The organism is Streptomyces sp. NPDC126503, from assembly GCF_040302405.1.
In the GTDB taxonomy this organism is placed as follows: domain Bacteria; phylum Actinomycetota; class Actinomycetes; order Streptomycetales; family Streptomycetaceae; genus Streptomyces; species Streptomyces gulbargensis.
Window position 1 is genome coordinate 45411 of the sequence record NZ_JBEORS010000005.1, and the last position, 12709, is coordinate 58119.

14 protein-coding genes and 1 pseudogene are annotated in these 12709 nt (G+C 74.2%); 9 read left to right on the forward strand and 6 right to left on the reverse strand.

The window, feature by feature from the left end; translation table 11 throughout:
- Positions 1–20: 20 nt before the first annotated feature.
- Positions 21–1772 (forward strand): malto-oligosyltrehalose trehalohydrolase, encoded by a 1752-nt coding sequence (treZ, locus tag ABTY40_RS08850; RefSeq protein WP_352058870.1) that lies wholly within the window; start codon positions 21–23, stop codon positions 1770–1772.
- 37 nt (positions 1773–1809) lie between these two features.
- Here treZ and ABTY40_RS08855 read toward each other — a convergent pair whose 3' ends face one another.
- The 3 genes from ABTY40_RS08855 to ABTY40_RS08865 are packed head-to-tail and all read right to left on the reverse strand — an operon-like array spanning position 1810 to position 4284.
- Positions 1810–2769 (reverse strand): DUF1444 domain-containing protein, encoded by a 960-nt coding sequence (locus ABTY40_RS08855; protein WP_352058871.1) that lies wholly within the window; start codon positions 2767–2769, stop codon positions 1810–1812.
- A 49-nt stretch (positions 2770–2818) separates the two neighbouring features.
- Positions 2819–3706, reverse strand: a complete 888-nt coding sequence (locus ABTY40_RS08860; RefSeq protein WP_352058872.1) for a LysR family transcriptional regulator — start codon at positions 3704–3706, stop codon at positions 2819–2821.
- Between the two features lie 20 nt (positions 3707–3726).
- Positions 3727–4284 carry a tetratricopeptide repeat protein gene (locus ABTY40_RS08865; protein ID WP_352058873.1) on the reverse strand — a complete coding sequence of 186 codons (558 nt, stop codon included), beginning with the start codon at positions 4282–4284 and terminating at the stop codon, positions 3727–3729.
- 97 nt (positions 4285–4381) lie between these two features.
- On the opposite strand from ABTY40_RS08865, the gene ABTY40_RS08870 reads away from it, so the two are divergent.
- Positions 4382–5110, forward strand: coding sequence for a CTP synthase C-terminal region-related (seleno)protein (locus tag ABTY40_RS08870; RefSeq protein ID WP_352058874.1), 729 nt, complete (start codon positions 4382–4384; stop codon positions 5108–5110).
- A 73-nt stretch (positions 5111–5183) separates the two neighbouring features.
- Here the strand turns inward: ABTY40_RS08870 and ABTY40_RS08875 are convergent, their stop codons facing one another.
- The gene (locus ABTY40_RS08875; protein ID WP_502990525.1) at positions 5184–5819 is read right to left on the reverse strand and encodes a nucleoside/nucleotide kinase family protein; all 636 of its coding nucleotides are present in this window, start codon (positions 5817–5819) and stop codon (positions 5184–5186) included.
- Between the two features lie 277 nt (positions 5820–6096).
- On the opposite strand from ABTY40_RS08875, the gene ABTY40_RS08880 reads away from it, so the two are divergent.
- Both ABTY40_RS08880 and fusA read left to right on the forward strand, forming a co-directional pair.
- Complete coding sequence (locus ABTY40_RS08880) at positions 6097–6525, forward strand: VOC family protein (protein WP_352058876.1); 429 nt, start codon at positions 6097–6099, stop codon at positions 6523–6525.
- A 287-nt stretch (positions 6526–6812) separates the two neighbouring features.
- The gene (fusA, locus tag ABTY40_RS08885) at positions 6813–8819 is read left to right on the forward strand and encodes an elongation factor G (RefSeq protein ID WP_352058877.1); all 2007 of its coding nucleotides are present in this window, start codon (positions 6813–6815) and stop codon (positions 8817–8819) included.
- On the opposite strand, the gene ABTY40_RS08890 is transcribed toward fusA, so the two are convergent.
- Positions 8779–9246: an ATP-binding protein gene (locus ABTY40_RS08890; protein ID WP_352058878.1), complete on the reverse strand. Its 468-nt coding sequence runs from the start codon at positions 9244–9246 to the stop codon at positions 8779–8781. The genes fusA and ABTY40_RS08890 overlap by 41 nt on opposite strands.
- A gap of 149 nt (positions 9247–9395) precedes the next feature.
- On the opposite strand from ABTY40_RS08890, the gene ABTY40_RS08895 reads away from it, so the two are divergent.
- From ABTY40_RS08895 to ABTY40_RS08915, 5 genes and pseudogenes are all read left to right on the forward strand, one after another.
- Positions 9396–10229: a helix-turn-helix domain-containing protein gene (locus ABTY40_RS08895; RefSeq protein ID WP_352058879.1), complete on the forward strand. Its 834-nt coding sequence runs from the start codon at positions 9396–9398 to the stop codon at positions 10227–10229.
- Complete coding sequence (locus ABTY40_RS08900; RefSeq protein ID WP_352058880.1) at positions 10226–10465, forward strand: DUF397 domain-containing protein; 240 nt, start codon at positions 10226–10228, stop codon at positions 10463–10465. Before ABTY40_RS08895 ends, ABTY40_RS08900 begins: the two co-directional genes overlap by 4 nt.
- An 83-nt stretch (positions 10466–10548) precedes the next feature.
- Positions 10549–11334 carry an SDR family NAD(P)-dependent oxidoreductase gene (locus ABTY40_RS08905; RefSeq protein WP_352058881.1) on the forward strand — a complete coding sequence of 262 codons (786 nt, stop codon included), beginning with the start codon at positions 10549–10551 and terminating at the stop codon, positions 11332–11334.
- A 43-nt stretch (positions 11335–11377) separates the two neighbouring features.
- Positions 11378–11767 (forward strand): VOC family protein, encoded by a 390-nt coding sequence (locus ABTY40_RS08910; protein WP_352058882.1) that lies wholly within the window; start codon positions 11378–11380, stop codon positions 11765–11767.
- Between the two features lie 109 nt (positions 11768–11876).
- Positions 11877–12044 (forward strand): annotated as a pseudogene (locus ABTY40_RS08915) (mini-circle protein); the annotation flags it as partial.
- Positions 12045–12211: 167 nt separating this feature from the next.
- On the opposite strand, the gene ABTY40_RS08920 reads toward ABTY40_RS08915, so the two are convergent.
- The gene (locus ABTY40_RS08920) at positions 12212–12652 is read right to left on the reverse strand and encodes a hypothetical protein (RefSeq protein WP_352058883.1); all 441 of its coding nucleotides are present in this window, start codon (positions 12650–12652) and stop codon (positions 12212–12214) included.
- Positions 12653–12709 lie beyond the last annotated feature (57 nt).

Consider the following 12709-nt stretch of genomic DNA (forward strand, 5'->3'; position numbering starts at 1 on the left):
GTCGACGAAGGGACCGGCAGGTGCTGTTCGAGGTGTGGGCGCCGCACGCCCGTGACCGGGTGACGCTGGAGCTGAACGGTTCCCGCCACGCCCTCGCCCGGGACGCCGAACGGGACGGCTGGTGGACCGGGGTGGTGCCCGCCGCGGACGGTGACCGGTACGGCTTCGCCCTCGACGGCGGCCCCGTCCTGCCCGACCCGCGCGCCCGGCGGCTCCCCGACGGCCCCGAGGGCCCGGCCGCCGTCGTCGACCACGCGGCGTACGCCTGGCGGCACGAGGCACCGCGCCTGCGGCTGCGCGGCGCCGTCCTCTACGAGCTGCACGTCGGCACCTACACCCCGCAGGGCACCCTCGACGCGGCGGCGGAGCGCCTCGGGGAGCTGGCGGGCCTCGGCGTCACCCATGTGGAGCTGATGCCGCTGTGCCCGTTCCCCGGGGTGCGGGGCTGGGGGTACGACGGGGTGGCGCCGTGGGCCGTCCACGAGCCGTACGGCGGCCCCGAGGCGCTCAAGCGGTTCGTGGACACGGCGCACGGCCTCGGCCTGGGCGTGGTCCTCGACGTGGTCCACAACCACCTGGGGCCGTCCGGCAACCATCTGCCCGTCTTCGGGCCGTACTTCACGGACACCCACCACACCCCGTGGGGCGCGGCGGTGAACCTGGACGCGCCGGGCTCGGACGAGGTCCGGGCGTACTTCCTGGGCAGCGCGCTCGCCTGGCTGCGGGACTACCGGATCGACGGGCTGCGCCTGGACGCGGTGCACGCGCTCGCCGACACCCGGGCCCTGCACTTCCTGGAGGAGCTGTCGGAGGCGGTCGACGAGCTGGCGAAGGAGCAGGGCCGGCAGCACTTCCTCATCGCCGAGTCCGACCTGTGCGATCCGCGCACCACGACCCCGCGCACGCTCGGCGGCCTGGGCGTGCACGCCCAGTGGAACGACGACTTCCATCACGCCCTGCACACCGCCCTCACCGGGGAGTCGCAGGGCTACTACGCCGACTTCGCCCGCGCCCCGATGGCGGCGCTCGCGAAGACCCTCACCCACGTCTTCTTCCACGACGGCACCTACTCGGCCTTCCGGGGCCGCCACCACGGGCGGCCGGTGGACCGGGGGCGCACCCCCGCCCACCGTTTCCTCGCGTACGCGCAGACCCACGACCAGATCGGCAACCGGGCGCTCGGCGACCGGCTCTCCGCCTCCCTCTCCCCCGGACTGCTGGCCTGCGCGGCGGCGCTGGTCCTGACGGGCCCCTCGGTGCCGATGCTGTTCATGGGCGAGGAGTGGGGGGCGACCACGCCGTGGCAGTACTTCACCGACCACACCGATCCGGAGCTCGCCGAGGCGGTTCGCAAGGGGCGCCGCCGGGAGTTCGCGGCGCACGGCTGGGCCGAGGACGAGGTGCCCGACCCGCAGGACCCGGCGACCCGGGACCGCTCGGTCCTCGACCGCTCCGAGCGCGAACGGAACCCGCACCGGCGGCTGCTCGCCTGGTACCGGGAGCTGATCGCCCTGCGCCGCACCCTGCCGGACCTGACCGATCCCGATCTGGCCGGGGTGAAGGTCGCGTTCGACGAGGAGGCGCGCTGGCTGGTCTTCCGGCGGGGCGACCTGCGGGTGGCCGTGAACCTGGGCCGGGAGACCGCCGCGATCCCGCTCGGCTCCCACGGCCGCGACCGGGTGCTCGCCGCCTGGGAGCGGGTGACGGCGCCGGGCGCGGACGGGGTGCTGCGGCTGCCGGGCGAGTCGGCGGTCGTCCTGGCGGACGGCTGAGCGCAGCGCCCCCGGCGGCGCCGCCGGCGCTTCCGCTTCAGCGGCCGTCGGGCCCCTGCGCGATGAGCCGTTCCAGGAGCTCCTGGAAGTCGTCGCCGACGACGATCCGCAGGCCGCCCCGGTCCGCGTCGTACTCGCTGAGCTGCGTCAGCGTGCCGGCCCGCCACCAGAACACGTACGGGCTGATGGCGCCCGGCGTGTCCTCGAACCCGGAGGCGGCGAAGGAGGCCATGGTGCCGAGGGCCGGGATGATGGTGGTGTCCCGGATGGGGTGGAAGGCGAGCTGGTGCCGGAAGGGCAGGGCGACCAGGGCCCCGTGCTCCCCGAGCGGCAGGCCGGTGACCCGCCGGGCGACGCCGTCCAGGTCGAGGACGCGGCTCGCGGTGTAGAAGGAGTCGCCGAGGATGACCTCGAAGGAGACGCCGTCGGCGTCCCGGACGGTCTCGTGCTCCTCGACGGGCAGCCCGCGCAGGTTCCCGAGCGCCCGGTCGCGCAGCCGGGCGTGGTCGCCGAGCCGGTCGAGCGCCTCGTCGGTGAGGGTCATGACGCTCTCCGGCAGGTCGAGCGCGAGGACCTCGTACAGGCCGGGGGCGAGGCTCCTGGCGTACCCGAAGGTGTCGGGGTCGATGCCCTCGCCGCTGACCACCCGGGGGTAGAGCTGGGAGCGGATCTGCTCGGGCGGGAGGGTGTCGAGGGCGGAGGGCCCGTCCATCGCCCGCACCACCAGGCCGATGTGACGGTGGATCAGATGGGGCCAGACGCGGGGGCCGCGGGGGTCCTGGTGGCAGACGGCGGCGAGGTTGCCGAGGCCGAACTGCCGGCCCCGGTCGTCGGTCACGTGGTCGGCGTAGACGGTGACCTCCAGGCCCAGTTCGGCGAAGGCCGCCCGGACGCCGCCCCGGAAGAGGGCGGCCTCGCGTTCGGAGAAGTACGCGAAGCGCGGATCCCTCGGCGCGTCCTCGCCGTCCCGCCTGGGCCCCCGCCGCAGCCACCCCACGCCCGCCCGCCTTCCCTCGCCGTTGGCCACAGGGTAGCGAGTACGTGTGTCAGCCTCGCAGCCTGTGGGTGAACTCGCCCAGCCGGCCGCCGCGTTCGGCCTGCCCGGCCGGTGCCGTCGGCAGCAGCAGTTCGGTGCGGTGCACGAGCCGGGGCGAGACGAGGGGGACGGTGACGGCGCCGGGCACCCCCTCCGTCACGGGGTGCGGCAGCAGCGCGAGGCCGTGGCCCGCGGCGGAGAGGGCCACGACGGCCCGGGGGTCGGCGCCCTCGTAGCGCAGGGCGGTGCGGAAGCCCCGCCCGGCGGGCCCGCCGTGGACGGCCCGCAGCCGGTCCAGGGCGACGCCGGCGACGGGGGCGTCGAGCCAGCGGGCGTCGATCAGGTCGGTGAGGCGCAGCCCGGAGCGGCCGGCCAGCGGATGGCCGGCGGGAAGGACGACGGCGAGCGGCTCCTCGGCCACCCGGGTCGCGGCGAGCGGGGCCACGTCGGGCAGGCGGAGCGGGTCGCTGGGGGCCGCGACGCCGTCGACGAGCCCGGCGTCGGCCTCCCCGGTGGCGACGGCGGCGGGCACCCGGTCGCGGTCCAGGGCCCGCAGGGTGACCCCGGTGGCGGGCAGGGCGGCCAGGACGCGCGGGTGCAGGGCGAGCGGGGAGGCGGCGACGGTGAGCGTGGCGCGGGGCGATGCGGCGAACCGGTCCAGGTCGGCGCGGGCGGCGTCCAGCCGGAGCAGCAGCGCCCCGGCGTGTTCGAGGAGCCGTTCGCCGGCCGGGGTCGGGGCGACGGGCCGCCGGCTGAGCAGCGGCAGCCCGAGGTCGGCCTCCAGGGCGGCGATGTGCTGGGAGACGGCGGACTGGGTGTAGCCGAGCTCGCGGGCGGCCCTGGAGAAGGAGGCGAGCCGGGCCACGGTGACGTACGTGCGGAGGAGGTGCGGGTCCACGGGGGCGTTGCCCGGTCCGGTCAGGAGCCGTCGGGGGCGGTGAGGAGGGCGCGGGCGTAGTGGGCGAGGGAGTGGTTGTAGCGGGGCAGCAGCGGGGCGAGGGCGCCGAGCGCGAGGGAGGCGGCCTCGCGGTCCCGGCCGGTGTCCGCGAGGGCGAGCGCGAGGAAGGCGTCCACGGCTCCGTCGAGGGCCCGCTCGCCGTCGTCGAGCCGGTCGGCGGGGATGTCCCGCTCGGCGGTGAGGAGTTCGACGCTGCGGTCGGGCCGGCCGAGGTTGCGCAGACTGCTGGCCAGCTGGATGACGGCCCGCCGCCGGCGGAGCCCGGTGAGGCCGCGGTCGAGGGCCCGCCGGTAGAGGTCGACGGCCTCCTCGGGCAACCCGGTGGAGTCGTGCGCGGCGCCCTGTTCGAAGAGGGCGGCGGCGTCGTCCCGGGGGCGTTCGGCGGCGAGTTCGGCGATCCGTTCCCGGAAGTCGGCGGGGTCGTGGGCGTCGAACCGCTCCCAGAGGGCGGCGACGCGGCGCTCCCAGTCCTGGTCCGTACCCGGGCCGGTGCCCCGCTCTGTTCCATGGGTGCTCATGCGCCTCAGCCTAGCGAGACGGGCATCAGTTCTCGTGATGGAGAGAGCAGAGATCATCGTTGGACGTGAACGAGGGCGACTCCGCAGGATGGGGCGCATGACCACGCACACCCTTCCCCGGATCGCCCTCGTCGGTGACCGCTCCCCGCACGTCACCTCCCACGTCCGGATCCCCGTGCTCCTCGACGCGCTGGCGGAGCGGGACGGACTCGCGCTCGACGCGTACTGGATCCCCACGCCGGACGCGGAGGAGCCCGGCGCGGTGAAGGGCTTCGACGCCGTGTGGGTGCTGCCCGGGAGCCCGTACGCCAGTGAGGCGGGGGCCCTGGCGGCGATCCGCACCGCCCGCGAGGACGGCATCCCCTTCCTCGGCACCTGCGGCGGCTTCCAGCACGCGCTGCTCGAGTACGCCCGCTCCGTCTGCGGCCTGGAGCGGGCCGCGCACGCCGAGAACGACCCGGCGGCCGGCGAGGACGACCTGGTGATCGCCCCGCTCGCCTGCTCCCTGGTGGGCCACGAGGGTCCGGTCCGGGTCGCCCCCGGCTCCCTGGCCGAACGGGCCCTGGGCGCCGGGCGGACCCAGGAGCGCTACCACTGCGACTACGGCCCCGACAGGCGCAGGCTCGACGTCCTGCGGGCCCACGGCCTGCGGTTCACGGGCGAGGACGAGGAGGGCGGCGTGCGGATCGCCGAACTCCCCTCCCACCCCTTCTTCCTGGCGACCCTCTTCCAGCCGGAGCTGGCCGGCGACGGCACCCGGCCGCACCCGCTGATCCGGGCGTTCGCGGAGGCGGCGGCCACGCACGCGCGGAGCGGCCGTTCCTGAGCGCGTGCCGTACGCGGAGGGTGGCGCCGCACGGGGGTCGGCGCCGCCCCGGGAGTTTCGGCCGGGCCGGTCGTCACGGCACCGGGACGACGAGGTGCGCGCGGTGCCGGCCGCGGGCCACGAGGCGCGCGTTCGCCTCGTCCGAGGTCCTGACCCACCGCTCCGCCCGCGCCCGGTCCTTGCCGAAGCGGACGTGCCGCTCCACCAGGCGCTCCACCCGCCGCCCGTCGTCCAGGTCCAGGTACCAGGCCTCGTCCAGGAGGGGCAGGACCCGGGCCCACGGCCCCTCGTCGTGCAGGAGGTAGTTGCCCTCGGTGATCACGAGCGGAACCTCGGGGGCGACCGGCAGGGACCCCGCGACCGGCTCCTCCAGGGAGCGGTCGAAGGCGGGGGCGTAGACGGTGACGCCGGGTTCGGGGGTGCGGAGCCGGGCGAGGAGCGCGGTGTACCCGGCCGCGTCGAAGGTGTCGGGCGCGCCCTTGCGGTCCGCCCTGCCGAGGCGGTCCAACTCGGCCTGGGCGAGGTGGAATCCGTCCATGGGGACGAGGACGGCGAGGCCGCCGAGGCGGTCGGCCAGTCGCGCGGCGAGCGTGGACTTGCCGGCGCCGGGCGGGCCCGCGAGCCCGAGGATCCGCCGCCGGCCCGGCTCGACGAGAGCCCTCGCGCGGGCGGCGAGCCGGTCGAACCCCTCTGCGTCCATGCCCGGCATTCTCGCACCGCGCCCGGCCGGACGGACGGTGGCACCGGCTCCGCGCGAGCGCGCCCGCCCGGCGCGCGGGCGCCCCTGTCCCCGGGACTCGTGCCCCCACCGGTCCCGGCCCTCGCGCGGGCCCCCTCCCCCCGGCCCCCGGCCGCACCCTGCCCAGGCCCCCGCCGCACCCCACCCCGACCCTCGGTGCGACCCTCGACCACGCGAGGGTCGCCCTTTCCCGGAGGCGGGTCGACGCGCGTGGATTTCCGCCCGTTCCGCGTATTACGTTGGGGTAATGCCGTCCATCGCACTCGTCACCCTCGTCGTCCGTGAGTACGACGAGGCCATCGCCTTCTACACCGACGCCCTCGGCTTCGACCTCGTCGAGGACACCGACCGGGGCGACGGCAGTCGCTGGGTCGTCGTCCGCCCGCGCGGCGCCGCCGGGGTCGGCGGCCTCGGGAACGCCGGGCTGCTGCTCGCCCGCGCCAAGAACGAGACCGAGGCCGCCGCGGTCGGCAACCAGACGGGCGGCCGGGTCGGCTTCTTCCTCCACACCGACGACTTCGCGCGCGACCACGCCCGGATGACCGCCGCCGGGGTCCGCTTCCTGGAGGAGCCGCGCCACGAGCCGTACGGGTCGGTCGCCGTCTTCGAGGACCTGTACGGCAACCGCTGGGACCTGCTCCAGCCCGCCGACGCCACGGACGCCACCGACGCCTAGAAAAACCGCTGTCGCACGGGCTTTCGCCCTCCCTAGACTCACGGCACCGCGCACCGAACGGTGTGCCGGTGCCGTGTGCCGACCGACCGAGGGGAGAGGACCGTGCGTTGCCGTCGCGCCGCCGTCGTGTCCTCCCCCGCTGCCCGGTACGACGTGATCCTCGCCTCCCCCGCCGAGCGGTGGCGGCTGCGCGCCCGCCATCGCCGCCCGTGACGGCGTCACACCCCTGACCGCCGTCCGGGAATCGCGCTGCCCTGTTCTCACGCAGCAGCGAAAGGCACGAGACCGTGCGTACCCCTGACAGCACCACCGTCCGCAACCTCGGCATCCTGGCCCACGTCGACGCGGGCAAGACCACCGTCACCGAGCGGATCCTGTACCTGACGGGCGCGACCCACAAGCGCGGCGAGGTCCACGAGGGCACCACCGTCACGGACTTCGACCCGCAGGAGCGCGACCGGGGCATCACCATCTCCGCCGCCGCCGTCAGCTGCGACTGGGCCGGTCACCGGCTCCATCTCATCGACACGCCCGGCCACGTCGACTTCTCCGACGAGGTCGAGCGCGCGCTGCGCGTCCTGGACGGCGCCGTCGCCGTCTTCGACGCCGTCGCGGGCGTCGAGCCGCAGAGCGAGACGGTGTGGCGGCAGGCCGACCGGCACGGCGTCCCCCGGATCGCCTTCGTCAACAAGCTGGACCGCGCCGGGGCCGAGTTCGACGCGGCCGTGGAGTCGATCCGCACCCGCCTGGGCGTCGTCCCGCTCCCCGTCCAGCTGCCCATCGGCCGCGAGGACGGCTTCACCGGCGTCGTGGACCTGGTCCGCATGCGGGCGTACGTGTGGGCCGGCGGGGCCGGCACGTACACCGAGCAGGAGGTGCCCGAGGCGCTCCGCGACGAGGCCGGGCGCCGCAGACGCGCCCTGGAGGAGAGGGTGGCGGAGCTGCATCCGGGCGCCCTGGAGGAGTTCTGCGCGGATTCCGCGCTGTCCGAGGGGACGCTGAGGAACGCCCTGCGGGACCTCACGCTCGGCGGCGAGGCCGTCGTCGTGCTGGGCGGCTCGGCCTACCGCGACCGGGGCGTCGAACCGCTCCTGGACGCCGTCGTCGCGTACCTGCCGGCACCGCCGGACATGCCACCGGTGCGGGGGACCGTCCCGGCGGACCCGGCGGCGCCGTTCACCGCGCTCGTCTTCAAGGTGCACGCGACCGCCACCGGCCGCATGACCTACCTCCGCGTCTACGCGGGCACGATCGGAAAGGGGGACACCGTGCTCGACACCGCGACCGGCCGCACCGAGCGGATCGCCCGCGTGCTGCGCGTCCAGGCCGACCGGGCCACGGAGGTGGAGGAGGCACGGGCCGGTGACATCGTCGCCGTCGTCGGGCCGAAGGCCGCCCGCGCCGGGGCCACCTTGTGCGACCCGGCCGCGCCGGTCGTCCTGGAACCGCCGACGACCGCCGCCCCGGTGGTCTCGGTCGCCGTGGAGGCCCGCCGGAGCGCGGACACCGGCCGGCTGGCGACGGCCCTCGCCCGGCTCACGGAGGAGGACCCGTCCCTGGTGGTGCGGACCGACCCGGAGACCGGCCAGACCGTCCTGTCGGGCATGGGCGAACTGCACCTGGAGGTCGCGGTGGAGAAGGTCCGCAGGGACCGGGGCGTCGAGGTGACGGTCGGCCGCCCCCAGGTGGCGTACCGGGAGACGGTGGAGAAGGGCGTCACCGGGCTGCTGTACCGGCACGTGAAGCAGGACGGCGGGGCGGGCCAGTTCGCCCATGTCGTCATCGATGTCGAACCGGCCACGTCGGAGGAGGAGTTCGCCTTCGCGTCGACGGTCACGGGCGGTCGCGTCCCGCAGGAGTACGTGCGCGCGGTCGAGGCCGGCTGCCGGGACGCCCTCGCCGAGGGCCCGCTCGGCGGCCACCCGGTGACGGGCGTCCGGGTCACGCTCACGGACGGCGCCACGCATCCGAAGGACTCCTCGGAGATGGCGTTCCGCACAGCAGGCAGGTTCGCGCTGCGCGAGGCGCTCCGGGCGTGCGGGATGACGCTCCTGGAGCCGGTGGCCCACGTCACGGTCACCGTCCCGGCGGAGTGCGTCGGCGCGGTCCTCGGTGACCTCGCCGCCCGGCGGGGCCGGGTGACGGACCAGGCGAACCGCGCCGGTACGGCGGTGGTGACGGCGACCGTGCCGCTCGCCGAACTGTTCGGCTACGCGTCCCGCCTGCGCGGCCGGACCCAGGGCCGGGGCACCTTCACGACCCGCCCGGCGGGGTACGAGGCCCTTCGGGGCTGAGGTCGAGCTCGGCCCGTACGGTCTTCCCGACCGGTACGCGGTCGAGCACCGACCAGCGCGAGGCCAGCGCCCCGACGAGCAGCAGCCCGCGCCCGCCCTCGTCGAGGGGGCCGTGGGCCCCGGGGGCCGGGCGCCGCTCGCCCCGGGTGTCGGAGACGTCGACCCGGAGCAGCAGCCCGGGCGTGTACGCGAGCACCAGCTCGCAGTCGCGCCCGGGCACCCGCCCGTGGGTGACGGCGTTGGCGGCGAGCTCGGCGACGAGCAGCCCGGCGGTGTCGGAGGTCTCGGAGCCGTAAGGGATGTCCCAGCGCTGGAGTTGGTGCAGGGCGAGCCGGCGGACGAGCCGGGCCCCGCGCGGGGTGGAGCTGAAGCGCTGGGTGAACACACGTACGGTAACGGGCGCTTCGCGGGTCACAGGGGAGGTCATGGGGCCAATGTGGCGCCGCGCGGGGCGAGTTGCCAGCTCAGGAACCCGTACGCTGCACAGCGTACGGGTTCACTCTCTGGACCGTACCGGTGACTGTCGGTAAATCTTGACGAGTTCGACGTGAGCACACGGGTACGGGAGGTGGCGGGGTGACGGACGAGGTCCCGAAGGGGAGCGAACCGGAGACGTCGGAGAGCCTGAAGGCATTCGGGGAAGTGGTCAAGGCCTTCCGCAGACGAGCGGGCCTGACGCAGGAACAGTTCGCCCCGCTGGTCGGCTACTCGGTCCCGATGATCGCCTCGATCGAGCAGGGCCGGCGCCTGCCGTCGAAGGACTTCGTGGCCCGCGCGGAGGAGGTGCTGGACGCGTTCGGGGTGATCAAGGCGGCGGCGAAGCACCTGACGCGGAAGGCGGGTCTGGCGAAGTGGTTCGAGGGGTGGGCGGGGCTGGAGCCGCTGGCGGTGACGCTGTACACCTTCGAGAACCGGCTCGTGCCGGGCCTCTTCCAGACGCCCGCCTACGCCCGGACGCTCTTCGAGGAGCAGATCCCCGCGATGGGTGACGACAAGATCGAATCGAACCTGGTCGCCCGCGTGGAGCGCACGCGCATCCTCATGGAGCGCCCGGAGACGATCTTCAGCTTCATCATCGAGGAGCACGTGCTGCGCCGCCAGATCGGTGGCGCGGAGGTCATGCGGGAGCAGCTCGACCACATCCTCGCGCTCTGCGAGCGTCGCAACATCGACATCCAGATCATGCCGCAGTCGCGCGGTCACCACGCCGGTCTCGACGGCCCCTTGCGTCTCCTGGAGACCGAGGAGAACACCTGGTACGCCTACTGCGAGGGCCAGGAGACCGGCCAGCTCATCTCCGACCCCAAAGTCGTCAGCATCCTCCAGCAGCGGTATGCCAGGATGCGGGCACAGGCTCTGTCCGTAGAAGCATCCGTGAGCCTGCTGCGGGAGATCCGAGGAGCACTATGAGCACCACTGAACTGGCCTGGTTCAAGAGCAGCTACAGCGGCGGCGACGGCGACAACTGCGTCGAAGTGGCCCTCTCCTGGCACAAGTCCAGCTACAGCGGCGGCAGCGGCGACGACTGCGTCGAGGTCGCCTCCTGCCCCTCCACCGTCCACGTCCGCGACTCCAAGAACCCCGACGGTCCCCACTTCACCGTGGCACCGGCCGCCTGGACGGAGTTCCTCGCCCGCCTGGCCTGAGCCGCGTCTGCGAGGATGCGCGTACCGGCCCTCCCCCGCACGCGGAGGGCCCGGTGCCGTACGACGCGAGGAGCGCAGACCAGATGAGCAGCACGCCCGCCGGATACCTCTCCGGCCTCTTCTCCCTCGAAGGCCGCACCGCCCTCGTCACCGGCGGCAGTTCCGGCATCGGCAGGGCGATCGCCGGGGCGCTCGCCCGCGCCGGGGCGAGCGTGGTGGTCCTGGCCCGCAAGGAGGCCGAGCTCGTCGCGACCGTCGAGGAGCTGACGGCCGAGGGCTGCCGTGCCGGCTGGGTCAGCGCCGACCTGAGCACCCGCGAGGGCATCAAGGCCGGGGCCGAGGCGGCCGCGGCCGTGTTCGGGGAGCCCGACATCCTCGTCAACTCGGCCGGCGTCAACCTCCGTCCGCCGATGGGCGAGCTGGGCGAGGAGGTCTGGGACACGACGATGACCGTGAACCTGGAGGCGCCGTTCCTCCTCGGCCGGCGCTTCGGCCCCGGCATGGCCGAGCGCGGTTTCGGCCGGATCATCCACATCACCTCTCAGCAGGCGCACCGCGCCTTCGTCCAGAGCGGTGCGTACGGGGTGTCCAAGGGCGCCCTGGAGTCCCTCGCCCGCTCCCAGGCCGAGGCCTGGTCCCCGTACGGCGTCACCGCCAACACCCTGGTGCCGGGATTCGTGCTGACCGCGCTCAACCGGCGGCTCGCCTCCGACCCGGAGAAGGTGGAAGCCCTCGCCGCGCGCACGATGGTCGGCCGCAACGGTCTGGCGGAGGACTTCGCGGGCGCGGCCGTCTTCCTGGCGAGCGCCTCCTCCGCGTACGTCACCGGCCAGTCCCTCTTCGTCGACGGCGGCTTCTCCGTCCACTGAAAACCCGCTTGAGCGGCGCCGTCACCGCCGTTACGGTGCACCGGTGGCAAAGATCAAGGAATTCCAGGTGACCTTCGACTGCGCGGAGCCCGCGCGGGTCGCTCGCTTCTGGTGCGAGGTGCTCGGGTACGTCATTCCGCCGTCGGCGGAGGGCGAGGAGTCGTGGTCGGCGGCCGTCGACCCCTCGGGCAAGGGCCCGCGGATCTACTTCCAGCGGGTCCCCGAGGGCAAGGTCGTGAAGAACAGGGTGCACCTCGACGTCCGGGTCGGCACCGGCCTCGTGGGCGCCGAGCGCCTCGCCACCCTGGAGGCCGAGTGCGCCCGCCTGACCGAGCTCGGCGGGGTCCACGTGCGCACCCTGTACGCGGACGAGGAGAACGAGTCCTGCATCGTGATGCAGGACGTCGAGGGCAACGAGTTCTGCGTCGACTGAGCGACGAGCCGTAGCCGGGCCGTGTCGGGAAAGCAGGGGCTGCGGCACGTGACGGTGCTGCCGATCAATGGGATCGACACCCGTTGCGGACCGCGGGAGACTCCCCGCGATGACTCAACGAGCCGACACGCCTCCCACGTGGGACGAGCGTACCCAGCTGGCCACCTTCCTGGACTACGCCCGCGACACGGCGCGAGCCAAGTGCGAGGGCGTGTCCGCCGAAGACGCCCGCAAGGCCCCGCTCCCGGGTTCACCGCTGATGACCTTGTGCGGACTGCCCGCCACAACGGCCACCTCGACGTCGTGCGCGAGCTCGTCGACGGGCGGACCGGCGCCTGAGACCTGCCGGGCGGTCACGAGCGGGCGAGCAGGACGTGACGCGCGGCGGGAAGAGGCCGCCACCGTGTCCCGATCTCCCGCCGCCCGGCTCAGCCGCCCGGTCGTCTACATCTGAACCGCGGGATCAATCGCTCGCACCACGTGACCGTCCGGGGTCCCGCCCGTGCATGTCCAGACCGGGGTCTCATGGACGTGATCGACATGCAGGCCGCGGTTGTGCTCGTCGCAGACGGGCCAGGTCACGCGATGGTGGCTCATGACGAATTCCTGCACCCCTTGTGCCATGGCGCACAGAACCTCTGCCGAGTCGGGTGTGGAGACCTGCGCCGACTTGATGTGGACCTCGCCGACCGGTCCCATTTCCGGGTCGCGCACGTAGGTGAGGTAGGTGAAGTCGTCGCCGGTGGTGGCCTTTCCGATGTCCTGCTCCACCGACTTGCTGACCGTCTCGAAGGCCGATCTCGCCATGGAGAAGGTTCGCGCGGTCCAGGAATCACAGAACTCCGCTTCCGGAATCTCTCCGCGCTCGCCGTACAGCTCGGCCATCCACGTCAGCACCTCCTCGGGGAGTCGCTCCCCGTGCCGCCAGACCGCTCGCAGCAT